The sequence below is a fragment of the Pseudoalteromonas sp. J2K-J979 genome (assembly GCF_058169715.2).
In genome coordinates this window covers 375,577-398,727 of sequence record NZ_CM200281.1, presented here as the reverse complement: position 1 = coordinate 398,727, position 23,151 = coordinate 375,577, and the positions used below count along the sequence as shown (strand labels likewise).

The following is a 23,151-nucleotide window of genomic DNA, read 5'->3' as shown; positions in this document are numbered from 1 at the left end:
ACGTATTTTAACAGCACAATTACACATTTTACGCTTTCAGTTTGCACTAATTAATTTGTCAGAAATTGTACACTCTACGCTAAAATTAGCCTGACTACTGAACAAGCCCTATCAACTAAAGGTTGAATAATTTATCACTTTTTATAAGCCTAGCCTAAACCAAGCAAAGTTGTGCCAGATCAATGAGTGTATTTTTTTGCTGACTATAATGGGAAAAATTATAAATCTGAGAGAGTATTGGTCGTGCAAAATTCTATAGATTGGGATGATTCCCTTATTAAAAAATATAATGTATCTGGTCCGCGTTACACATCTTACCCAACGGCTCTGTCGTTTGAAGATGGTTACAGCGAACAAAGTGTTAAGGCTGCGATCAGCCACTCAAGCAATAAAACTCTCTCTTTATATATTCATATCCCGTTTTGCCATCAACTTTGTTACTACTGCGGTTGTAATAAAATCGTCACCCGCCATCAACATAAAGCTGACTTGTATCTTGATTTTTTAGAGCAAGAAATGGCATCGCAAGCCAAGCTATATCAACATTACCAAGTTGACCAACTGCATTTAGGCGGCGGGACCCCCACATTTTTAACAACCGAACAAATGGCCCGTTTGGTTAATTCACTCAATAAGCACTTCACCTTTACGGCTGATGCGCAAAAAGGGATCGAAATTGATCCTCGTTCTTTAGCCAACGGCATGCTGCCAACCTTAAGAGGGTTAGGATTTAACCGTGTATCGTTTGGGATTCAAGATTTTAATGATGATGTGCAACAAGCTGTGAATCGGGAGCAATGTGCTGATAATGTTGCTAATTTAGTTGTTGAAGCGCGTCAATTAGGTTTTAAATCCGTCAATACAGATATGATTTATGGGCTACCATTACAAACGCCTGAGAGCTTTACTGAAACAATGGATAAGTTAATCGCCCTCTCGCCTGATAGAGTCTCGGTTTTTAATTATGCCCACTTACCCGACCGATTTGCCGCTCAACGAAAAATTCGTGAGCAGGACTTACCATCTGCATCTCAAAAACTCGCGATGTTTAAAAATACTTTGACGCAGATGGAACAAGCGGGATATGTGCTCATTGGCATGGATCACTTTGCTAAAAAGGACGACAGCCTTGCAATTGCACAACAAAAAGGTGAGCTTCATCGCAATTTTCAGGGTTATACCACTCATGGTGAGTGCGATCTGCTTGGCTTAGGTGTGTCGTCAATTTCTCAAGTCGGCAATAGCATTTTTCAAAACCCAAAAGATCTCAAAGAGTATTATCAAGCGGTGAGCGTACGTTCGATTCCAGTCGTTAAAGGGCTCACTTTAAGTGAGGATGATTGCATCCGCGCAGCTGTGATTCGACAACTAATTTGCCATTTTCAGTTAGACTTTGCGGAGATTGAAGCCCGTTATAAAATCAATTTCCAACATTACTTCCAAGAGGCCTTAACCTCACTGGGTGCGTTAGCGCAAGATAACATGCTCAGCATTACCGATAACGGCATTACCGTATTACCTAAAGGCTTATTGTTTATTCGAATCATTTGCATGGCATTTGATGCTCATTTGCAACGTCAAGCCAAGCTAACTCGCTTTTCTCAAGTGATTTAAATAAAAAAAGGGCTGCACGCACACGTACAGCCCTTTTTAAAATCATAAATTTATACTGACATCACAGTTTTTGTAGCCGGATCAGCTGGAAAGCGCTCAATTATCAATGTTAAATCACTGATAATTTCTTGAGCAAGCTCCTCCTCTTTACGCCAACGTAAAGAGTCTTGCTGAAAAATCTCTTTCTTCGAATATTTTTTCCGGGCCTGATGAGTCGGCATATCTTTTACGACCTCATACATTTTATGCACACCCGGATATTCTGCAATAAGATCAACATCCTGTTCAAATTGATATTGCGACATTAATACCCAGATTCTTAAACAGCCTTCAGAGTACTCACATTGCTTTTCTTTCATTGCTTTAGCAATCAAATTAATGCTATCTGACAGTTTGAGATTTTTCTCGGCCTGTTGGGCTTGATACTGAGCTTGCTTGGCTGCAATTTTTGCATTTTGCGCTTTCACTTGAATTAACAAGCGACCCGCATAAAATGCTAAGCCAGCAATAATAATCGTACCTAACACTAAGCTTACGATTAACCCTATACTCATTTATCATCGTCCTCATCTAACCACTCATTGGCGAGATTATTTGACATAAATTGCTCGAGCAAGTCATCACCGCTGTCTTCATCGTCTTCGTCATCAATACCCAGTAACTGGCACAAGGCTTGATGGCGAGCCACCTTAGTATTAAAGTACTTCGCATCTTTACCCACAAGTAACTCACCACTTTCATGGCGGTCAATCAAGTCAAGTAAGCGCTGATCATTTTCTAGCTGTTCAAGCTCTTGCTCTGGTGTCAGTTCAATTGGCGCGGCTTTTTTAAGCTCGGCTTGAGGTTTGAGGTGACGTTTTAATTGAGGCTCATGCTCAACCACTTTTGGCTCAATCACTAAGCTAATTGGTTTTTTACTACCTTTACCTTTTTGATGATCTTTGTTTTTTTGATCATCCTGTTGAGGTTTCTTTGCTTCAACCGCATTACGTGTGCCCGCTTTATTACCCTTTTGAGCCTTTACACGGTTTTCTTTCAGCGCACGTAACTCTTTTAACTTATCTTTACTTAATCGTGTAGGGCCGTTGCTGCCACCCTTACGAGATTTTTTTCTGCTCATTTGCTATCAACCATTCAATAATTGGAGTCATTTTACATCAAGGCTAAGAATTTAGTTATGGCTTTTTAAAGAGGATCACATCATTGCCAAAAAATTCGACACTTAACCCATCTCGCTGCGCTAAAAACTTAAAAGTCGTTTGGCTAAAAAAAGAAACATGCGTGAGGTCGCTTTTATAATGCCAGTTAGAAAATCTATCTTTATCTATTACAAGTTTAGTCATAACCGCCAAAGTTCCTTTCGGTTTGACTAACTCTGTTAACATTTTCCACTCCTTTGATGGTGTGTGAAAATGCTCAATAACTTCTGTGCACGTTACAAAATCATATTGTGCTGTGAGTACATCAGTCTCTGGGGCATAAAAAATATCATACACGCTCATAGTATGACCTAAGCCCATTAGCATATGCGCCAGCGCTGGGCCTGGGCCACATCCAAAATCAAGGCCATCACTTTGCGGGCTAATAGATGCTTGTAATGGTGCGATAACCCGACTCAAGAAAGTCTGGTACCCTTGGTCTTCAATATGGTTTTCATGTTTGTCGTACAGTGCTTTTTCTTGCTCAGCTGTCAAATAAAATTGAGCGGGTACAAAAACTAATGCACATTGTTGACATTGAACGTATTCACGATGTTTATCGGTGAAGAAATGCGTTACTTGTGTTGAGTCACATAACGTGCAACTAAGAGTCATATAAACACTAAGATAAAGTTTGTTGGCGTGAGTATAACAAAAAAACAAATAAAAAGGCGGTAGATTGCTCTACCGCCTGCTAATTCGAGTGCCTAGTGATCTGGACACCTCTCCCTTCGACTGTTCGATCTATGTCTTCAGTCATATTTTTATTATTTTTTTTCTATCCGTATTGTTTTTATTATTTAACTTCCATGAGTTTTATTATTTTCGGTCTTCCTGACGCTTTCTTCTCATTCCATTAGTGAACATAAAATCAAATGCCTTATGTTCTTTTCCCCTTGCACAAATTTATCGCTATAACTTCCGTATTTACGTCTATCCATGTTGTTTTTATTGTCTCTGCGACAGGGATTAATATACTTGTTAATAATTTTGTTACAACTGGTTTATATAAAATAAATAATAAAATTTTAAGCTGTTTTTTTCAACCTTCGGAATAACATAGACTTAAGTCTAACCTTAAGCTCACAAAGAGACTTTACGCACACGTAAAGCCAGCTAATAACTTACAACCATTGTGAGATATATCTCAAAGCATCAGACACAAAAAAAGCAGCTAATGCTGCTTTTTTAGACGACGCCTAAGTTTAATGAAGGCCATTTAAGTATTGTGATAATACTTCGATATCTTCGTCAGTCAGTTTTTTCGCGATATCACGCATCATACCATTAAGGTCATTATTACGAGTACCACTTCTGAATTTTTCAAGTTGTAGCTTGATGTATTCAGGGTGCTGTGATGAGATCTTCGGGAAACCGGCTAATGAAGTGCCATTTCCTCGTGGGCCGTGACATGATGCACAAGAAGGAATACCACGTTCAGCATCACCTGCTTTATACAATTTAGTGCCTACTTCTACCACATCTTTAGGTGTTTCACCTTCTTGAATAGGTAGCGTACTAAAATAAGCAGCTAAATCTTTCATATCTTGGTCAGATAATGGCATTGCCATACCGCTCATGACAGGATCCATACGACCTTCTTTTCCGCCCGAGGTCATACCCTTTTTAAATTCGTCTAATTGCTTGTAGATATACTCAGCATGTTGACCCGCAATTTTAGGATACATACTAATTGGCGCATTGCCATCGGCGCCATGACACGCTGCACATGTTGCAGACTTTGCCTTACCTGCAGTTGCATCGCCATCAAATGCAGTTGCGTTGTTTGCAGCCAATGCACCAAACAACATAGTTAAAGATAGTGCTATTTTTTTCATGGTGGATTCTCTGTTTTCGACCCTATTAACCTGCAATGCAGGTATATCTACCAGCATTAGAATCTTATTCTACACGATATTAATTTCTCTGGCACGTCTTATGCCATGTAAAAACTTATAAAATATAAGGGTTTTGACCTAGATTAATAAGTTTCGCCCTTTTTTTGACACCTGAAAGCTAATCTGACTCGATAGTTACTCAACATTTTATTGATATTAGTATAAAATGGCCAATTGACAGATAAATCTAACATTTCGCAGCTTGCCTGCCTCTTTCCCAGCATACCTTAAGGAGTCACTGTGCTTAAATCACGTGTACAATACAGTGCTGCAACGTTTATTACTAGCGCGCCCGATATCAGCAAGCTCCCACCTGACACAGGTATAGAAGTTGCCTTTGCGGGACGTTCAAATGCCGGCAAGTCCAGCTCACTAAACACACTGACAGATAAAAAAATTGCCAAAACCAGTAAAACTCCAGGTCGCACGCAATTAATCAATGCATTTGATTTAGGCGACAACATGCGCTTAATCGATTTACCAGGTTATGGTTATGCAAAAGTTCCGATTGAAATGAAAAAGAAGTGGCAGCGTTCACTTGGGGAGTATTTAGAAAAGCGTAAAAGCCTGAAAGGACTCGTTATTTTAATGGATATCCGCCATCCATTAAAAGATCTCGATCGCGACCTGATCAACTGGGCTGTCGACAGTAAAATCTCTGTATTGGTCCTACTCACCAAAGCAGACAAATTTAAACAAGGTAAACGTAAAGGTGAAGTGCTGCGCATCCGCCGAGAGTTAAAAGAGCTTGATGGTGAGATCAGCGTTCATGCTTTTTCATCATTAAATGGCATTGGTTTACCAGAATTAGGAAAACAGCTCGATAATTGGTATTTAGGTGAGATTATTCATCAAGCGCCTGAAGATAATGAGCCTGACATTACAGCCCAATAGATCAAAAAAAACCGGCTTATGAAAATAAGCCGGTTATAGCAATTCTGGGGAGAAGCTATTAATACGCTGTACCTCCAAAAAGGCAGATACATCATCAACAGGATGCCTACCTAAGCAGGACGGCGCGCACTTTAACAAAGCCCCCCAAAGAAATAAAGCGCCTTTGTAAACAATTGCAACGAGTCGCTCAATCCCTGCACAATGCTTACTAATTACTTACAAATCTATCATTTTCGTTAACGTTCGGCGCAACATGCTGTTTATTATTACGCCAAACATTTAAAAAATATTAGTGCGCTTGATCCCAGTTATCACCCTGATCAGACTCCACTATTAATGGTACATCCAAATTTGCAGCGTCAGACATCAGCTGACAAATTTGCTTTGTATAAGATTCAACACATTCTTGTTTTACCTCAAACACTAATTCATCGTGTACTTGCATTAATAACCTGACCGTATTCGCAGGCTGCTCATTGACCCAAGCATTCACTGTAATCATTGCTTTTTTAATAATATCAGCAGCAGTGCCCTGCATTGGTGCATTAATTGCTGCTCTCTCGGCGGCTTTTCGACGCGCTCCATTACGTGCTTTGATCTCAGGGAGATATAAGCGGCGACCAAAGTGTGTCTCAACATATCCCAGCTCGGCCGCTTTTTCACGCGTTGCTTCCATGTAGTCGAGTACACCAGGGAAACGTTCAAAATATTTATCGATATAATGCTGTGCTTCATGGCGAGGCACATCAAGTTGACGCGCTAAACCAAACGCAGACATACCATAAATTAAACCAAAATTAACGGCTTTCGCTTTACGACGCATATCTGTTGTGACTTCCTCAACAGGTACTGCAAATACTTCTGCGGCAGTCGCACTATGCACATCAAGGCCTCTTGAGAAGGCATTCAGTAATCCTTTATCTTGTGATAAATGCGCCATGATACGAAGTTCAATTTGACTATAATCGGCCGCGACAATTTTAAACCCCTTGGCCGCGATAAACGCTTGGCGAATTTTACGTCCTTCTTCCGTTCTGATTGGAATATTTTGTAGGTTAGGATCGGTTGAACTTAACCGGCCAGTCGCTGTGATTGCTTGATGATATGAAGTATGTACTCGCTGGGTATCTGCATTAACCATCAACGGTAGCTTATCGGTATACGTTGATTTCAATTTCGATAAACCACGATGCTCAATAATCAACTTAGGCAATGGATAATCATGCGCGAGCTCCTGCAATACTTCTTCTGCAGTAGAGGGCACCCCTTTAGGGGTTTTTTTGACCACTGGCAGCCCTTGTTTTTCAAACAAGATAGCTTGGAGCTGCTTAGGTGAGCTCAAGTTAAAGGGCTCTTCAGCTAATTCATGCGCTTCTTTTTCAAGTTGCTCAAGACGAGCGCCTATCTCTAAGCTTTGCTTAGCCAACATATCACTATCGATTTCTACACCAGTCCGTTCAATATCAGAAAGCACATTGACTAGCGGTAATTCAATTTCTTCAAAGACAGATTTCAGCTTTGCATCCGCTTCGAGTTTAGGCCACAACATTTGATGCAAACGTAAGGTGATATCAGCATCTTCAGCAGCATAAGGCGCAGCTTTCTCCATCTCGATTTGATTAAATGTCAGCTGATTTTTACCTTTGCCAGCAATTTCTTCAAAACTAATATTCTTATGACCTAAATATTTAAGCGCTAAAGAGTCCATATCATGTCGAGTAGCGACACTATTGAGCACGTATGATTCAAGCATCGTGTCATATTTAATCCCATTGAGCACTAAGCCAGCACGTGCCAATACACTTTTATCATATTTTAAGTTTTGCCCAACTTTAGCTTTTGTTTCATCAGCTAATAAAGGTGCAATTTTTTTAAAAACTTCATCACGGCTCAGTTGCTGTGGCGCACCCATATAATCATGGCCAATGGGCAAATAAGCCGCCTGGCCCGCTTTTACAGCAAAGCTCATACCCACTATCTCTGCTTGCATATAATCTAAGCTGGTTGTTTCTGTATCAAAGGCAAATAAGTCAGCTGAATTTAAACGCTCAAGCCAAGTATCTAATTGCTCTATTGTTAAGATCGTTTCATAATCAGTTTCGATTGCTGATTGAGCCGGTTCTTGATTTTCTAATTCTGGGGCGATGACGACTTGAGGTGCTGAAGCTGATGGGTTGGCATCGAGAAGTTCTGCGAGCCAGCGACGGAATTCACACGCGCCATAAAGTTTGATCAATTCATCACTATTTGCATCTTGAATCTTTAACTGCTCAAGATCTGCCTCCACTTCAACGTCTAATTTAATGGTGGCTAATTCGTAACTAAGTGGTAAATGTGCTAAAGCGGTACGTAGTTTCTCACCTATTTTCCCTTTCACTGAGTCGGCATTCTCAAGTACACCTGTCAATGATCCAAATTGATCCAGCCACTTAACGGCTGTTTTCGGTCCGCATCCATCGACACCTGGGATGTTATCAACTTTATCGCCCATCAAAGCTAAATAGTCGATAATTAACTCAGGTGGCACACCAAACTTATCCGTCACCCCAGCAGGATCAAGGACAGTATCCGTCATGGTATTAATCAAAGTCACATGCTCATTGACCAGTTGAGCCATGTCTTTATCGCCTGTTGAAATTAATACATTACGTTTTTGTTCTGTTGCAATGCGCGCAAAAGTTCCAATCACATCATCCGCTTCAACTCCTTCTATACTGATCAGCGGAAAGCCCATGGCGCGAATAATGTCATGTAAAGGCGCGATTTGTGAGCGTAAATCATCCGGCATTGGCGGGCGGTTTGCCTTATAATCAACATACATATCATTGCGAAAGGTTTTACCTTTTGCGTCAAAGATCACCACCATATGGCTAGGATCAAACTGCCTAACCAAACTTTTTAGCATGTTCACCACACCATAAATAGCACCTGTAGGCTCACCTTTTGAATTTGTTAAATGCGGTGGCGCATGGAAAGCTCGAAATAAATAGGAAGAACCATCAACTAAAATAAGGGGGTTTTCTTGGATCTGCGCCATTTTAAAGGATCCTATAATCAATAAAGTTTAATAATGCATTCTGATTAGCAAGCATGCCATAAGGCCTTTCAGAAAACGAGTCACAACGACAACCTAAACACAAATGAATCAGAATAAACTGTGGATAAGTTTGTAGATAAAAAGGCAGGGGTAATTTCACCAGATTAAAAATATAATCTGGAGTTTATGTAACCTGTTACTTTTAAAGGATATATAAAATAATTTTCGGTAAGAATATTATTTTTTTTATAATTTACCAATGTGGAAAATCTTAATATGTACTACTTTGACTTACGATAATTAACACGGCTTAATTATCAGAGGCGATACTTTACCACAAAGGATCAAAGATCCTAGCGATCCTTTTATATTTTTTTATTCTTTAGGTAGAATTGTTCACGATAAAAATATCTAAGCCCCAATATCTCTGCCTTGCTACAGCTTAGATCCACAACTTACTCGAGACGTTGCACACAAAAAAGCCAAACGTCACGGTTTGGCTTTTTTGTGTTAAGTATGGATTCGACGACTACAGACCAAAACCTGGCTGCGTAATTTCCACTTCTTGCACCTTACCATACTTGTTGAGCTGTTCGCGCAAAACTTCAGCTTGACCAATTATTACAAATTGAAGATTTTCTGCAGGTAAATAGCTCTCAACCAATTCGTTTGCTCGCTTGAGTGTCAATTCATCCATTGCTTGCTCAAAGCCATTAATAAAGCCTACATCGGTGTCATACACATACATATCGGTTAAAAAGTTGACTAAGTCACCACTGGTTTCATATCGAGGAGGAAGCTGTCCTTTTACATACGATTTCGCTGAAGCCAAGGTCGCCTCGTCAATGCCTGCTGACCACAGTTTTTTATATGTTTTTAACGCTAAGTCTATCGTTTCAATTGTTGTCTGGGTTTTTGTGAAAGTTGCGATGTAAAATACCCCAGCATGTTTTTGGCTTGAAAACTGGCTACCTGCGCCATAAGTCAAACCACTATTGACTCTTAATTCATCATTTAGCCATGAAGTAAAGCGTCCACCTAAAATAGTATTGATCACTTGAAGTTGCACAGCATCTTTGGCATTTTTTGGGATCCCTTGGCCACCAATCAATATCGTCGCTTCATTCGCATCAGCTTTATTCACTAACAAAACATGCGCGTGTTTGGGTGGGGTTAAAGCTGTGATAGCTGGCTCTGAAACTGCTTTATTCTGCCAAGAGGCAAATAAAGCTTGGAGGCGAACTTTCATCGCAGCGCTATTAAAATCACCACTAATCACCACTGCACTATTATTAGCAACATAGTGAGTATCGTAAAAACGCCTCACATCTGCTAAGCCTACTTTAGCTGCACTCACTTCATCACCAGAGACCGGCAAGCCATAAGGGTGGCGTTGGTAATAGAGTTGATTGAAATATGCTCTGATGACGCTTTGTGGGCTTTCTTTTTGTTGCCCCAAAAGACTTAGATGACGCGTTTTTAATTTATTAAACTCATTATCATCAAAGCGAGGTTGCACTATCATATCGCGTACCAATGCCATGACCACTGCTTGATCTTTTGCCGCAAACGAAGCATCCATCTGTGCAGAATCTTGACTGACTGAAACGCTGACTTGAGCACCTAAAAAATCGAGTTTTTCTTCTATTTCACTTTTACTGATTTTTTGTGTACCAAGCATTAAGCTTTGCGCTGTTAGGTACGCAGCGCCTGATAATTGCTGCTTAGAAGCAGATCCAGCTTTCACCACAACCGACATATCAATCAATGGTACTTCATGCTGCTCTAACAAATAGACTGTTAGGCCATTATCCAGCACCATTTTTTCATATTGAGGAAAAGTGAAACTCGCGGCATTTACAAAAGGTGCACTTATAAACACAAAGAAGGCAAGGCAATTATAAATCATTTTCATGGCTATCCTCTTGTGCAGCTAATACACCTACAGTACGGTTCTTTTTGATCAAATACGTTGCAGCAACACGTTGAATGTCTGCGACGGTTACTTTTGCAAAATCTTCTGGCGCATTAAATAATTTCTTATAATCACCAAAAAAGACTTCATACGTCCCCATTTCATCAGCTTTGCCATCTATCGTTGCTAATGTTCTGTATAAGGAGACTAAACGTTGATTTTTCACCTTATCGAGTTCGAGTTCCGTCACACCTTCTTTAATAACTCGATTCACTTCATGTACTAATGCTCGCTCTAATTGCGTCGCGTCAATGCCATTTGCAGCAACCCCATACACATAAAATAAATTAGGATCAAACGACTGCGGTAAATAAGTGGTGACATCCAATGCAATTTGTTTTTCAACCAATTGCTGGTACAAGCGTGCACTTTTACCACTGGACAGAATATCCGACAACAAAGCTAAAGCATAATAGTCATCATCTGATGTGGCTGGCACATGGTAGGCCATCATAATGTTTGGTGAAGAAACGGATGTCTTTTCAATATACACTCGGCGTTCGCCGCGCTGGACAGGCTCAATAGTGCGGATTTTTTCTGGTGGAGTCTGCGCAGCAATTGGACCCAAATACTGAGTCGCCAACTGTTTAACTTGCTCCAATTTCACTGCGCCAACAATAACCATCACTGCATTATTAGGGGCGTAATAAGTCTTGTGGAATGTTGTTAAATCTTCAAGGGTCCAATTATCGATATCCGATTGATGACCTATCACTGACCAAGAATATGGATGAGCCCGAAATGCTGCCCCCTTCACCTCTTCGGATAAAGTGCGCCAATTTGAGTTTTCAAGACCTGTACTTCTTTCTGAGGTCACCACCCCACGCTCACTTTCAAGTACCTGTTGATTGATATCTAAATTTGCGATGCGATCGGCTTCTAAATCAAAAATGATCTCTAAAGATGCCGCAGGAAACCAGTTGCTATAAACAGTTAAGTCTTCTGTGGTATAAGCATTATTGCGACCACCATGATTTTCCATTGTTCGATCAAACATTTTCGGGCCATATTTTTTGGCTCCGTTAAACATCATATGTTCAAAAAAGTGTGATAAACCTGTGGTGCCAGGAGACTCATTACGAGAACCGACTTTCCAAAAAGTGTACATGTTCGCATTCGGGATCGAGTCATCTTCCAATACAATCACTTTTAAACCATTTTCTAATGTAAACGTTTCTACATCGTTTGCATTGACCAGCGCTTGCGCACTCGAAAAGCCGATAACACTAATGGCCAGCAAAACCTGCCAGGCTAGTTTCATACCTGAACCTCCAACTACTTACTAAAGTAGTGTTTTATAAAAAATATAAACACTTAATTATTGGGCTAAAAATAGATGTGAAACAGCTATTTTTACATCATTGAGCCATATTAGCGTAATTAAGTCCGATTTTAAGTATTTATATGTAAAAAAGCATTTCGGTTAAATTGATCCAAGCGGAACATATAAAAGATTGATGCCTTAAATAAAAATTGCCGCTTTTCTTTGCGCTAACGCAAATTTTTTGGTTTTTATAGGTTTATACGTCGACTAAGCATTTTATAAATTCGTCGCTGACGTTATAATTGGCTTAATTTCCGTCTATCGTGTTTGATCGCGTTCTAATCGAAGTGAGCAAGGTAAAATGAAAAAACTAACCGCAGCACTATTACTGCTAGCAACAACAGCAACAGCCCAGGCTTATGATAATTCAATGACAGAAGAAGCGATCAAAAGTCGTTTAGCACCGGTAGGTTCTGTTTATTTGAAAGGTGATAAACCAGCTGGTCCAGTCGTACCAGCAGGCCCTCGAACAGGCCAGCAAGTCTATCAAGCAAGCTGTTTTGCTTGTCACGGAACCGGTGCATTGGGCGCTCCAAAAACTGAAGCGGATTGGGCACCGCGCGTTGCAAAAGGTATGGATGTATTATTAGACCACGCAATCAATGGTTTTAATTCAATGCCTCCACGTGGTACTTGTATGGATTGTTCCGATGATGAAATTAAAATTGCTATTGATTTCATGATCAAAGGCGAGTAATTTCAGCCGTTTAATTTTAAAAAAGGTCGCCAAATGCGACCTTTTTTATTGCATGTAATTCATTAAATCTTGACGTAAAACACAATCAATGGAAATATGTCGCATAAAATATAACCGCATAATAACGATAACGGTTTAAGTCAGTGGATGATTTAGCTAGCGACAATAAAAAGCTCAATACTAAAATTGCTCGCTTAAAAAAAATAATAAAAAAGTACAAGCATGCCCACAACATGCAGCATGCGCTAATCCAATTGTCTGAACAAGCGAGTAACGTCGCTGAGCTGACCTTGCTGTACCCTGCAATCCATAAAATCCTTGAAGTATATCTTCCTAGTAGTAATTTTTATGTTGTACTTGAAAATCAACTCACCCATACATTAGAGCTGACTTATTTCAGTGATGAAAAAGATCATAAGTCAGTCCCTTTAGCCGAAGCGCATCACTTTAATGAAGGACTAACAGGCTACGTATTTAAAACCGGGCAAACCCAATTATTTACGCAAACAGATATATTGAATGGCCACCAAACAGATAAATTTAAAGTGATGGGGACTGTGTGTGAGCATTGGCTTGGTGTGCCTATTTTTCAAGATAAGAAAATTATGGGTGTAATGGTGTCGCAAAGTTACGATGCCAATGCTTTATTTAACCCAAGTCATGTTGAATTATTTGAGGTGATTTCGCTTTATTTATCGACAGCAATAGAGCGAGTAAAAAAGCGAGAGTTACTCGAACTTGAAGTAAAATATCGCACCTATGCATTAACACAAAGTAACCAAGCACTCCAAAATGAGATTGGGCAACGAAAGCAAGCATTAGAGCGGCTGAAAATTTTATTTAAAATATCTCGACTCGCAACCAAAACTGAAAATTTATCTGACTTTTATCAACAAATTCATCATATTCTACAGTCAATTACTTATGCCGAAAACATCTACATTTGCCTATACGATAAAACATCGAATCAACTCTCTTTTCCCTATGCGGTCGATGAACGGATCAGTGCATATCGGACTCGCCCGTACCAAAAAGGATTTACAGAATACGTAATCACCCAGCGCAGTGCTCAACTTATTGATAGCAAAAGGGCGAAGCTATTAATCGCGCAAGGCGACATCATACGCACAGAAAATCACTCATCAAATAGCAGTGAGACCTCATGGATAGGCGCACCATTAATCAGTGATGGCAATGTAATAGGCGTGATCGCTTGTCAATCGTATGATCATAAGCATTACTACAACGAAGATGACGTCGAGTTAATAAACTTTGTCTCGCAACAAATCGCCAACGTCCTGCAAAAGCACCTCGCAAATGAAGCGTTAAAACAAAGTCATGAAAAGCTTGAAAAAAGAGTTAAAGATAAAACGAAAGCACTGCAACAAAGTAATTTACATTTACAATTACAGATTGAAGAGCGTAAAAAAATAGAGCAGCAGCTCTATCATGATGCACATCACGACGCGTTAACCGGACTTGCAAACCGTAGCCTATTTTTAATGCAGCTTGATAAACAACTACAGCAATATATTCGCCATCCACAGCTTGGTTTTGCTGTCTTATTTATTGATTTAGATAATTTTAAGGCGATTAATGACAATTTAGGCCATCATGCTGGAGATGAGTTTTTGGTCGAGGTTGCGCAGTCTTTTAGTCATTGTATTCGAGAACACGATTTACTGGCTCGACTGGCTGGTGATGAGTTTGTTATTTTACTTAATCATTTACAACACCCTCAAGAAGCGATTGATGTCGCAAATCGTATTATCGAAATAATGCGGGTACCATTTTGCCGTGATGGCTTTTGCATTAAGTCCGGTGCTAGCGTCGGTATTACACATAGTCATAATAATTATAAACACACTGATGAAATTATTCGCGATGCCGATACCGCCATGTATCAAGCGAAAAAGAACGGCCGCGGACAGTGTGAATTTTTCCACCCACTGCTGCGTCAACTTGATATTAACAGCGGCACAATTACCCAAATCAACGACACTTTACAGCCACATGATTTGCACTTTAACGGCAAAGCCATCATTGCTAATCACAACGGAGATACGCAAGCCTGTTTAATAGAACGTTTTTGGCAGCATCCAAATCTCGGAAAAATAAAATTTAGTCAAATCGAAAAATATCTCAGCGATGCACAGCAGCTCATCGAGTCAGAACTCAACTTACTGACTCGCATTCTTCAGCAACACACAACTCGGTTACCAATTTTACTCAACTGCAACATTACTATGTTGAATCTCGGTCATTTTGCCGCCTTAAAAAATACGCTCATAAAACACTTAGGGACAAGTGTTTTATGTTTATTGTTTAATGAAGACGCGATTAGCCGGGCAGACAATCAACAAATTTTGAATTTAAGCCAACTTAAAGACTTGGGTATCAAAATAGGGCTCAACGATTTTGCACAATACCGCTGTGACCTGAATATCGTCACTCGTTGCCAATTTGACTATATCGTTCTAAGCCCTATTTTTAGCCAGCGACTGTTACAGCAAACAGCACATCAATTACAACTAAAAGGGTTGTTAGCCATCACAAACAGCTGTCATTGCCAAGTAATCGCCAAAGGGCCCGCCATTTTGAATTATCAGATTTTATTAGAAAAACATGGCATCACGCTTTTTTCAAGCCAACAAGCGTTTACCCTGCCTTCACCGAAGACAGGTGCAGACCCGACACGCTCGCTTCAACACTGCTAATAACAATTAATCCTTTTTAAGCATCGCGCGCAAGTTTGCAACTCGAGCCTGCCCTTTTTCCATGCGTTCAGCTTGTGTTGCTGGCTGTTTACGTGATTCAAAGGCCAAATCGTCTTGTGGTAACTCTTCAATGAAGCGGCTAATCTCAGTATTTGAAGTCTCACCAAATTGGCGACGAACCTTTGAGTAAGTAAAAATCAGCTCCTGTTGCGCACGGGTAATCCCAACATAAGCTAGCCGACGTTCTTCTTCAATATTGTCTTCATCAATACTGGCTTGATGCGGCAACAAACCTTCTTCCATTCCCACCATAAAAACGTACGGGTACTCCAGCCCTTTTGAAGCATGCAATGTCAGTAGTTGCACAGCATCGGACTCATCCTCATCTTCATTTCGCTCCATCATATCGCGCAAAGTCAGCTTAGTTACCACCTCAGCTAGTGTCATTGGCGGGTTGTCCTCGTTCCCAGTGATCATATCCGTGATCCAACGATATAACTCCGAAACATTTTTCATCCGCATTTCTGCAGCTTTAGGACTAGTCGACGACTCATACAAATAGTCTTCATAGTTGATTTGACGAATCAAGGTTTTAACCGCTTCTAACGTGTCCCCTCGGACCGCATTGTCAGATAACTCAACCACCCAGCGGACAAAACCTTGCAGCGCATTGAAACCTCGCCCGGTTAAATACTCATTTAACTCAGGCTCAAAGGCTGCAGCAAAAAGGCTGATATGCTTTTGATTGGCAAAGTTACCTAACTTCTCTAACGTCGTGGTGCCGATTTCACGTCGTGGTGTATTTACAATGCGCAAAAAGGCATTATCGTCATCTTGATTAACCAGTAAACGTAAGTAAGCCATGATGTCTTTAATTTCTGAGCGACTAAAAAATGACATGCCCCCACTAATTTTGTAAGGGATCCGGTTCGCCATTAAGCCTTTTTCAAAAATTCTTGCTTGATGATTTCCACGATACAAAATCGCATAATCTTTATAATTAGTGCGCTTAGTAAACTTATGAGAAATAATTTCAGCAACGACACGCTCAGCTTCATGCTCTTCGTCGCGGGTGCCAATCACTTTAATTTGCTCACCATAACCAAGCTCACTAAATAATTTTTTCTCAAACACATGCGGATTATTGGCAATTAAAATATTGGCCGCTTTTAAGATCCTGCCTGCACTTCGATAATTTTGCTCTAGCTTAATTAAGCGTAAAGCCGGAAAATCCTTACTGAGTAACACTAAATTTTGTGGCTTAGCACCTCGCCAAGAATAAATTGATTGATCGTCATCTCCAACCACAGTAAAACGCGCTCGCTCACCAACCAAGTACTTAACCAGTAAATACTGACTGGTATTCGTATCTTGATATTCATCAACCAATAAATAACGAAAACGATTTTGCCATCGTTCCCTTACCTCAGGGTATTGAGCAAGTAACACCGTTGGCACCATGATCAAATCATCAAAATCGAGCGCATTATAAGCACGTAATTGATTTTGATAACGGCCATACAACTGAGCAAACAGTGCTTTTTGAGGTTCTTTCGCTTCTTGAATGGCCCGTTCTGGATGAATCAAATCATTTTTCCAGTTGGAAATTTGCATTTTCAGTGCATTAAGTTGGTCTTTATCTTTTTTTAGTTCTTTTTCTGTTAATTCAGCCACCAGCTGAGAAATATCTTGGTCATCAAACAACGAAAAGCCCGGCTTAAACCCTAATGTCATCAGCTCTTTTTTGATGATTTCCAACCCCAAGGTGTGAAACGTCGATACCCAAACCCCTTTTGCGTCTTTTTTGCCTAATGTCTGGATCAATCGCTCTTTCATTTCGCGTGCCGCTTTATTGGTAAACGTCACCGCTGCAATGTTCTTTGATTTGTATTCGCACTTTTGCACTAAATAAGCAATTTTATTCGTAATAACCCTCGTTTTTCCGGAGCCAGCGCCAGCTAAAACAAGGCAAGGACCACTGATGTACTTGACCGCTTCATCTTGATTGGGATTTAATTTCATAACAGAACAACGTGCAAAAAAAGAAGAACAGGGATTTTAACGGATCTCAGCACTTTTACCAGCGAGGAAAATAAGTAATTAGGTTTTGATCCTGCTGTTACTGGCAATATAAATCACACAGTTTTTGCTAAGCACAGTAACGATGCGTTACCATAAACAAACTAAACTCTATTGAGACTGAAGATATGATTAACCCAACAAAAATTGAAGAAATAGCCAAACAGCTCACTGACAATATGCCGCAAGGTGTTAAAAGCTTAGCCGAGAACTTTGAAAACAAAACCAAGCAAGTATTGCAAAGCAAACTCTCACAGATGGATTTTGTATCGCGAGAAGAGTTTGATATCCAAAGCCAAGTACTGATCCGTACGCGTGAGAAGTTAAGCCAATTGGAGCAAAAAGTATCTGAACTTGAAGCAAAATTATCTTCAGATCATGAATAACACAATGCGATCCAGAATCGTCGTTCTGGATCGCTATTATTGACCGATCCGTTGGTTAAATTCGACTAAGAATTCTGGGTTATTAGCTAAATAAGCATGCGAAAAGTAACAGCCAAAAGGCCGTGATGATTGTGTTTTTTGCTTAACTTTACTGACATCATACCCATTGGCGCGCAATGCATACCAAAAAACATCAGCTGAAAGAAAAACCGCATCAATTCGCTGTTTAAATAACATTTTAGTGAGAGTTGTCGCTTCATTGGGAAGAGAGGCAACGTGATAGTTATTATCCTTAAGCCATTGATAAGTATTAGTATTAAGCTTAGTCCCAACTTTTGCGGTTTGCTTGAAATTCACTGAATCAGGGGTCAGTGGGCTATCAGATAAATAAAACCACGCCCAATCATTGACCAAAACAGCACGAGATATTTCACCAAATTTATCGCGCTCTGGATTTTGAGTTCCTAAACAAAAGCCTGTGTTATGGCCACGTTTAAGACCATCTAACGCCACACCATGATTCGCAACGACAGTTAAGGTATAGGCTACCCCCATTTTATCCAAGATATTGCTCACTTTCTCTACGCCTTGCCCTGCTAAACGCTGATCACTGGTCAAATAAGCATATGGCGGAAAAATAGGCACATCGATGGCCAACTTATCAAAAGCAGCGACACTTATCGGCGCAAAGAGCAGCCCAATCAGACTGCTAATCAGGTAATTAACGCGTTGATGTAAAAACATCTTCGATCGCATGTTGATATAAAGTATGCATTTCATTCGTGTGACTGATCCCAGAGCAGAGATCTCTTAGATGCCCATCTTTGAGACCATAAATCCAACCGTGTACAGAAAGCTCTTGCCCTCTATCCCATGCGTTTTCTACTAAATTAGTTTGGCACACATTCCTGACTTGTTCTATAACGTTGATTTCACACATGGCATCAAACTTACGCTGTGGATCAATAATCGCATCTAATTGATGCTGATTCTTCTCTTTTGCATCGCTAACGTGACGCAACCAATTGTCAATTAACCCAAACCGCGCACCTTCCAATGCAGCCTTAACCCCGCCACACCCATAATGACCAACGACCATAATATGTTTAACTTTGAGTACATCAATGGCGTATTGCATAACAGACAAACAATTATGATCAGTATGCACCACAACGTTTGCAACATTACGATGTACAAATAATTCGCCTGGCAATAAACCCACTATTTCATTTGCAGGCACCCGTGAATCCGAACACCCTATCCATAAATATTCTGGGGTTTGCTGCATAGATAATATTTGAAAAAATTGGCTATTACCTTCAGTCATCTTGCATGCCCAATGCCGATTATTAGCAAATAACTGACCTAGTTTCTTCATTCTTTATTCTTATTTTTAGTTGCTTGAATTAACACGTTTCTCGGAGTAATACTTTTAACACAAAATTCACTTAAGGTAACCTGATAGCCATGCTGCTGCAAAAATAACACCCGATCTAACACTAACCATAACTCCACTGCTCGACGAAAAGCATGGCGAACTAACTCAATACGATCCGTTACCTGTTTGCGGTGTTTACCTTTAATTAAGTAGTTTTCAAAATCAATATTTCTCGGTAGCTGAATGCCTTTTTTATCAGCAGCCCATTTGCAAAAATCAACAAATGTACCACTAAACATTGATTTACTGGCTGAGGGAACACTTAAATAGACATGTCGATTACACACCTCCTGTTGCAACGAATCAAACGCCAAGCGCCATTCGACCTCTGTTTGACGCAAATGAGTGATTCGTTCAGCGGCCGTAACCGTTTCTTGTAAAGCAAGTTTTAAATCTGATTTTTTCAACTGTAATGCGGATTGCTGAGCCCGTTCACTCATCGCAAAGTAAGAATCTTGCTCAATAAGATGGTAACAGCATGGCGACAATGTCAGTTTTTGAATATGTTTCGCTACACCTAATTGCATCAATTGCTGATGAAGTGCACCGCATGCATGTAAAGCAACCCCGTGCTGTTGCTCGGCAACAAAACGTCCAGCTTGCTCACTCAACACATCGAGTTGATCAAATTGAATATTCAACTGATACTTTTGCGCAAGTTCAACTCCTTGTTCACACAAGTGAGGTTGCAATTCCACACTTTGAACAGCCGGTGCGCCAGAGTATGCCAACATACGCCCTAAATGCCCTTTACCCGCACACCACTCTAAAACTGGCAAAGTTTGCTCATCGACTGCCGCAACAAAGCTTTTCAATTGCGCAACCTTCCGGCCTTTAATGCCATTCTCAAGCCAAAATGGCCAAACGACATCCTGATTATCTAAGCAAGGTAATAATTCGAGTGACGCTAATTGAGCAACTTGAGGTATATATTGCGCTAACCATTGCTGTAACTTATCCGGACAGCGGTCCAGCTCAGCGACATCATTGTCACTGAGTGCTTGCAATGGCGATACTAATTCAGGCCAAGGAATATCACGGTGATCGAATGCAACCAACTGCCAATAACGCTGAGTTTGGAATAAAAGCTGATCTAAAGCGAAGAAGTGCGCATCAAAAGTCATAGATAAAACTCAAACAAAAAAACACGCTATCATACCAATTTCGTTTCACGCTTGTCAGTTTAACTTCACTAACAACTTATTTTTGCGCTTTTCATCATTAGAAAACAGTCGATAATAACTCGGAAATGAAACAACAATAATCAAGCAGGCTAAAATATGCATCCACGAAATATTCCATGACTGATTTTTAACTGTTTGATACATAAACCCGGGTAGATTTTGCTCCACTATTTGTTTTTCAATACCATACATGTCAGCAATGACTCGCCAACGGGCACTCGACATTTGCCCTAATTGACTGTGATCGGAATGAACAAAGTTAATGAGTTTTTCGGCTTCAAATGCCAGATGAGCACGGGATTTTTGACTGTTATAGTGGGTTTTAATCACCTCTATCGCTTCTTCCGGATGATTGATTGCTTCTCGCCAACCTTTATTGGTCGCAGTGCGAAAACTTTGTACTAATTGAGGGTCTTTATCAATGACATCTTGGCGGGTAAATAACACATCAGAATATGCATTTAAGCCCTGCTTTTTAGGGCAAAACAAGTGGAAATCTATTTGTCGTTGTTTGAGTAAAAAAGGTTCATTGGTGGCATAGACTTGTAAGATATCCACTTCACCCTCAATCCAGTTATCCAAAGAGACTTTATTATTTTCTAAGATGAAATCTGTCGTACCTAAGCCATGCTGTGACAGCATAGCAAACAGTTCAGCCCCTTCTTTTCGGTTAAAAAATGCGATCCGTTTACCTTTAAAGTCACTCACAGTTTTTATCCCTTGATCAGCTTTGGCAAGCCAACAATAAGGGGAGCTTTGGAAAATGGCCGACAAAGCCACTAATGATTCACCTTCCATCCGATGCAATAATAAACCTGAGTTAGCGATCCCAAAATCAGCTTGCCCTGAAAGTACTTTTGGAATCGTATCGACATCTTGGGGATTGGCCGGAACAATTGTCACATTCAACCCCAATTCTTGATAGTAACCACGCTCTACAGCCATATAGTAGCCAGCAAACTGAAACTGGTGCTGCCATTTAAGTTGTAATACGACATGACTATTAGACGCAACATGGAAAGAGGTAACGAGTAACAATAAGCCGATGAAGAAGGTTCGCATACAATCCTTGTTGCTAAATTTATTGTGCCTTAAGGCTTTAAACTATAGTCGAAAAATAAAAAAAAACGCTACCATTGTAGCGCTTTAATCGATAGTCAATATGGGTTAGCCTACTTGAGCTAAACAACCTATATTGGCTGCCAAAAAGCGTTGATAACACGGATTATCCGTTTCTTCTTGGTATTCGTAACCGAGGCGTGCTAAATGTTCTGAAAATGCCCCATCTTCTTGCGCAGGAATTTCAAATGCCGCTAAGACATTCCCTGTAGCAGCACCATGATTGCGGTAGTGAAACAAAGTAATATTCCAATTTGTTCCTAACGTATCTAAAAAACGCTCTAATGCGCCTGGGTACTCAGGGAATTCAAAGCGAAATAGCCGCTCTTGTAATATTTGGTCGGGTTTTCCACCCACCATATATCTCAGATGGAGCTTAGCCAATTCATCATCAGATAAATCAGCAAAATCATAATCGAGTGTAGTGAGTTCACTCTTTAGCTCATCTAACTCCACTTGCCCTCGACGCAGCCCAACACCCACAAAAATTTGCGCCATTGCTGCTGCACTGTAACGATAGTTAAACTCTGTTATAGCTCGCCCGCCTAATGCCTGACAAAATTTACGAAAACTGCCCTTTTCTTCGCCGATAGTCACACCAAGCAACGCTTCGTTTTTCTCACCTAAGGCCGTGCGCTCTGCAACATACCTTAATCTGTCAAAATTGAGATTGGCCCCAGACAACACTGCAGCCAAGTTCATATTGCGTGCTTGGTTTGCCACGCTCCATTTTTTTAACCCCGCAAGGGCAAGTGCCCCAGATGGCTCCGCTACAGCACGAGTTCCAACAAAGACATCTTGCATGGCTGCACAAATTTCATCACTGCTCACCGTTACTACTTCATCGCAAAATTGCTGTGCTAAACGAAACGTTTCTTTACCGATTATCTTAACTGCCACTCCGTCCGCAAAACTACCGACTCTTTCAAGCTCAATAGGTTGCCCTGCTTCCATCGCAGCTTTTAAACATGCACTTTCTTCTGATTCGACACCAATAACTTTAATTTCAGGGCGCAGCGACTTGATATACACAGACATCCCTGCCAATAATCCACCACCGCCTACAGGAATAAAAACTGCATCCAATTGAGGAAGCTGTTGCATCAACTCTCGTGCAATCGTGCCCTGACCGACAATCACATCTGGGTCATCAAATGGCGGCACAAACACCGCATTTTCTTGTTCAGCCAGATTCAAAGCGAAGCTATTGGCAGCATCAAAATGATGGCCGTGTAAAATCACTTCCCCACCTAAATCTCTGACGGCATTGACCTTGATTTCAGGTGTTGTAACCGGCATGACAATTTTGGCTGTATGACCTAAAAAACTCGCACTCAGTGCTACACCTTGCGCATGATTGCCCGCAGAAGCTGTGACTACTTTCGACTTTTCAGGTAATTGCTTTAATTTATGATACGCACCACGCAGTTTAAACGAATAAACAGGCTGTTGATCTTCGCGCTTTAGCCAAATTTTGTTGCCCAGTTTTTTTTCTAAGCTGGGCATTTCACTCACTTGAGTCAATTTAGCCAATGGTTCCATATTGGCTTGGATAATTGCTCTGAAGTATTCAAGCTCTTTTGAAACCAT

General features: G+C 40.5%; 18 protein-coding genes. 5 read left to right on the top strand and 13 right to left on the bottom strand.

The window, feature by feature from the left end; genetic code table 11:
* The first annotated feature begins 243 nt into the window (after positions 1-243).
* On the top strand, positions 244-1,614 hold the full coding sequence (hemN, locus tag AC3KVK_RS01870; protein WP_490311124.1) for an oxygen-independent coproporphyrinogen III oxidase: 1,371 nt from the start codon (positions 244-246) through the stop codon (positions 1,612-1,614).
* Positions 1,615-1,664: 50 nt separating this feature from the next.
* On the opposite strand, the gene AC3KVK_RS01865 is transcribed toward hemN, so the two are convergent.
* The 4 genes from AC3KVK_RS01865 to AC3KVK_RS01850 form a co-directional block, all read right to left on the bottom strand.
* A complete protein-coding gene (locus tag AC3KVK_RS01865; RefSeq protein WP_490311125.1) occupies positions 1,665-2,168 on the bottom strand; it encodes a DUF2489 domain-containing protein in 504 nt (167 codons plus the stop codon).
* Positions 2,165-2,734: a Der GTPase-activating protein YihI gene (gene yihI / locus AC3KVK_RS01860; protein ID WP_490311126.1), complete on the bottom strand. Its 570-nt coding sequence runs from the start codon at positions 2,732-2,734 to the stop codon at positions 2,165-2,167. The genes AC3KVK_RS01865 and yihI overlap by 4 nt, the downstream gene beginning before the upstream one ends.
* A 55-nt stretch (positions 2,735-2,789) precedes the next feature.
* Complete coding sequence (locus tag AC3KVK_RS01855) at positions 2,790-3,428, bottom strand: class I SAM-dependent methyltransferase (RefSeq protein ID WP_490311127.1); 639 nt, start codon at positions 3,426-3,428, stop codon at positions 2,790-2,792.
* Between the two features lie 590 nt (positions 3,429-4,018).
* Positions 4,019-4,651, bottom strand: coding sequence for a c-type cytochrome (locus tag AC3KVK_RS01850; protein ID WP_490311128.1), 633 nt, complete (start codon positions 4,649-4,651; stop codon positions 4,019-4,021).
* A 300-nt stretch (positions 4,652-4,951) separates the two neighbouring features.
* On the opposite strand from AC3KVK_RS01850, the gene yihA reads away from it, so the two are divergent.
* Positions 4,952-5,605, top strand: a complete 654-nt coding sequence (yihA, locus tag AC3KVK_RS01845) for a ribosome biogenesis GTP-binding protein YihA/YsxC (RefSeq protein ID WP_490311129.1) — start codon at positions 4,952-4,954, stop codon at positions 5,603-5,605.
* A 289-nt stretch (positions 5,606-5,894) separates the two neighbouring features.
* On the opposite strand, the gene polA is transcribed toward yihA, so the two are convergent.
* From polA to AC3KVK_RS01830, 3 genes are all read right to left on the bottom strand, one after another.
* Positions 5,895-8,642, bottom strand: coding sequence for a DNA polymerase I (gene polA / locus AC3KVK_RS01840; RefSeq protein ID WP_490311130.1), 2,748 nt, complete (start codon positions 8,640-8,642; stop codon positions 5,895-5,897).
* A 529-nt stretch (positions 8,643-9,171) separates the two neighbouring features.
* Positions 9,172-10,557, bottom strand: a complete 1,386-nt coding sequence (locus AC3KVK_RS01835; RefSeq protein WP_490311131.1) for a M16 family metallopeptidase — start codon at positions 10,555-10,557, stop codon at positions 9,172-9,174.
* On the bottom strand, positions 10,541-11,878 hold the full coding sequence (locus AC3KVK_RS01830) for a M16 family metallopeptidase (RefSeq protein ID WP_490311132.1): 1,338 nt from the start codon (positions 11,876-11,878) through the stop codon (positions 10,541-10,543). The genes AC3KVK_RS01835 and AC3KVK_RS01830 overlap by 17 nt, the downstream gene beginning before the upstream one ends.
* Before the next feature lie 364 nt (positions 11,879-12,242).
* Between AC3KVK_RS01830 and AC3KVK_RS01825 the strand changes: the two genes are divergently transcribed.
* Positions 12,243-12,638 (top strand): c-type cytochrome, encoded by a 396-nt coding sequence (locus tag AC3KVK_RS01825; RefSeq protein ID WP_490311133.1) that lies wholly within the window; start codon positions 12,243-12,245, stop codon positions 12,636-12,638.
* Positions 12,639-12,781: 143 nt separating this feature from the next.
* A complete protein-coding gene (locus AC3KVK_RS01820; RefSeq protein WP_490311134.1) occupies positions 12,782-15,355 on the top strand; it encodes a sensor domain-containing diguanylate cyclase in 2,574 nt (857 codons plus the stop codon).
* A 6-nt stretch (positions 15,356-15,361) separates the two neighbouring features.
* On the opposite strand, the gene rep is transcribed toward AC3KVK_RS01820, so the two are convergent.
* Complete coding sequence (gene rep, locus AC3KVK_RS01815; RefSeq protein WP_490311135.1) at positions 15,362-17,377, bottom strand: DNA helicase Rep; 2,016 nt, start codon at positions 17,375-17,377, stop codon at positions 15,362-15,364.
* Positions 17,378-17,562: 185 nt separating this feature from the next.
* Between rep and ubiK the strand changes: the two genes are divergently transcribed.
* Positions 17,563-17,820, top strand: a complete 258-nt coding sequence (gene ubiK, locus AC3KVK_RS01810) for a ubiquinone biosynthesis accessory factor UbiK (RefSeq protein WP_490311136.1) — start codon at positions 17,563-17,565, stop codon at positions 17,818-17,820.
* Positions 17,821-17,856: 36 nt separating this feature from the next.
* Here the strand turns inward: ubiK and AC3KVK_RS01805 are convergent, their stop codons facing one another.
* The 5 genes from AC3KVK_RS01805 to ilvA all read right to left on the bottom strand — a co-directional run bounded on the left by AC3KVK_RS01805 (position 17,857) and on the right by ilvA (position 23,151).
* A complete protein-coding gene (locus AC3KVK_RS01805) occupies positions 17,857-18,564 on the bottom strand; it encodes a substrate-binding periplasmic protein (protein WP_490311137.1) in 708 nt (235 codons plus the stop codon).
* Complete coding sequence (gene can / locus AC3KVK_RS01800; protein WP_490311138.1) at positions 18,542-19,198, bottom strand: carbonate dehydratase; 657 nt, start codon at positions 19,196-19,198, stop codon at positions 18,542-18,544. The genes AC3KVK_RS01805 and can overlap by 23 nt, the downstream gene beginning before the upstream one ends.
* Positions 19,195-20,382, bottom strand: coding sequence for a methyltransferase (locus tag AC3KVK_RS01795; protein ID WP_490311139.1), 1,188 nt, complete (start codon positions 20,380-20,382; stop codon positions 19,195-19,197). The genes can and AC3KVK_RS01795 overlap by 4 nt, the downstream gene beginning before the upstream one ends.
* A gap of 54 nt (positions 20,383-20,436) precedes the next feature.
* Positions 20,437-21,504: an ABC transporter substrate-binding protein gene (locus AC3KVK_RS01790; RefSeq protein ID WP_490311140.1), complete on the bottom strand. Its 1,068-nt coding sequence runs from the start codon at positions 21,502-21,504 to the stop codon at positions 20,437-20,439.
* A 105-nt stretch (positions 21,505-21,609) separates the two neighbouring features.
* Positions 21,610-23,151, bottom strand: coding sequence for a threonine ammonia-lyase, biosynthetic (gene ilvA / locus AC3KVK_RS01785; protein WP_490311141.1), 1,542 nt, complete (start codon positions 23,149-23,151; stop codon positions 21,610-21,612).

Bases quoted from the DNA above. Each gene is read 5' to 3' on its own strand.
- AC3KVK_RS01865 (WP_490311125.1), bottom strand. From the start codon at position 2,168: ATGAGTATAGGGTTAATCGTAAGCTTAGTGTTAGGTACGATTATTATT.
- yihI (WP_490311126.1), bottom strand. From the start codon at position 2,734: ATGAGCAGAAAAAAATCTCGTAAGGGTGGCAGCAACGGCCCTACACGA.
- AC3KVK_RS01855 (WP_490311127.1), bottom strand. From the start codon at position 3,428: ATGACTCTTAGTTGCACGTTATGTGACTCAACACAAGTAACGCATTTC.
- AC3KVK_RS01850 (WP_490311128.1), bottom strand. From the start codon at position 4,651: ATGAAAAAAATAGCACTATCTTTAACTATGTTGTTTGGTGCATTGGCT.
- polA (WP_490311130.1), bottom strand. From the start codon at position 8,642: ATGGCGCAGATCCAAGAAAACCCCCTTATTTTAGTTGATGGTTCTTCC.
- AC3KVK_RS01835 (WP_490311131.1), bottom strand. From the start codon at position 10,557: ATGAAAATGATTTATAATTGCCTTGCCTTCTTTGTGTTTATAAGTGCA.
- AC3KVK_RS01830 (WP_490311132.1), bottom strand. From the start codon at position 11,878: ATGAAACTAGCCTGGCAGGTTTTGCTGGCCATTAGTGTTATCGGCTTT.
- AC3KVK_RS01825 (WP_490311133.1), top strand. From the start codon at position 12,243: ATGAAAAAACTAACCGCAGCACTATTACTGCTAGCAACAACAGCAACA.
- rep (WP_490311135.1), bottom strand. From the start codon at position 17,377: ATGAAATTAAATCCCAATCAAGATGAAGCGGTCAAGTACATCAGTGGT.
- ubiK (WP_490311136.1), top strand. From the start codon at position 17,563: ATGATTAACCCAACAAAAATTGAAGAAATAGCCAAACAGCTCACTGAC.
- AC3KVK_RS01805 (WP_490311137.1), bottom strand. From the start codon at position 18,564: ATGTTTTTACATCAACGCGTTAATTACCTGATTAGCAGTCTGATTGGG.
- can (WP_490311138.1), bottom strand. From the start codon at position 19,198: ATGAAGAAACTAGGTCAGTTATTTGCTAATAATCGGCATTGGGCATGC.
- AC3KVK_RS01795 (WP_490311139.1), bottom strand. From the start codon at position 20,382: ATGACTTTTGATGCGCACTTCTTCGCTTTAGATCAGCTTTTATTCCAA.
- AC3KVK_RS01790 (WP_490311140.1), bottom strand. From the start codon at position 21,504: ATGCGAACCTTCTTCATCGGCTTATTGTTACTCGTTACCTCTTTCCAT.
- ilvA (WP_490311141.1), bottom strand. From the start codon at position 23,151: ATGGTTTCAAAAGAGCTTGAATACTTCAGAGCAATTATCCAAGCCAAT.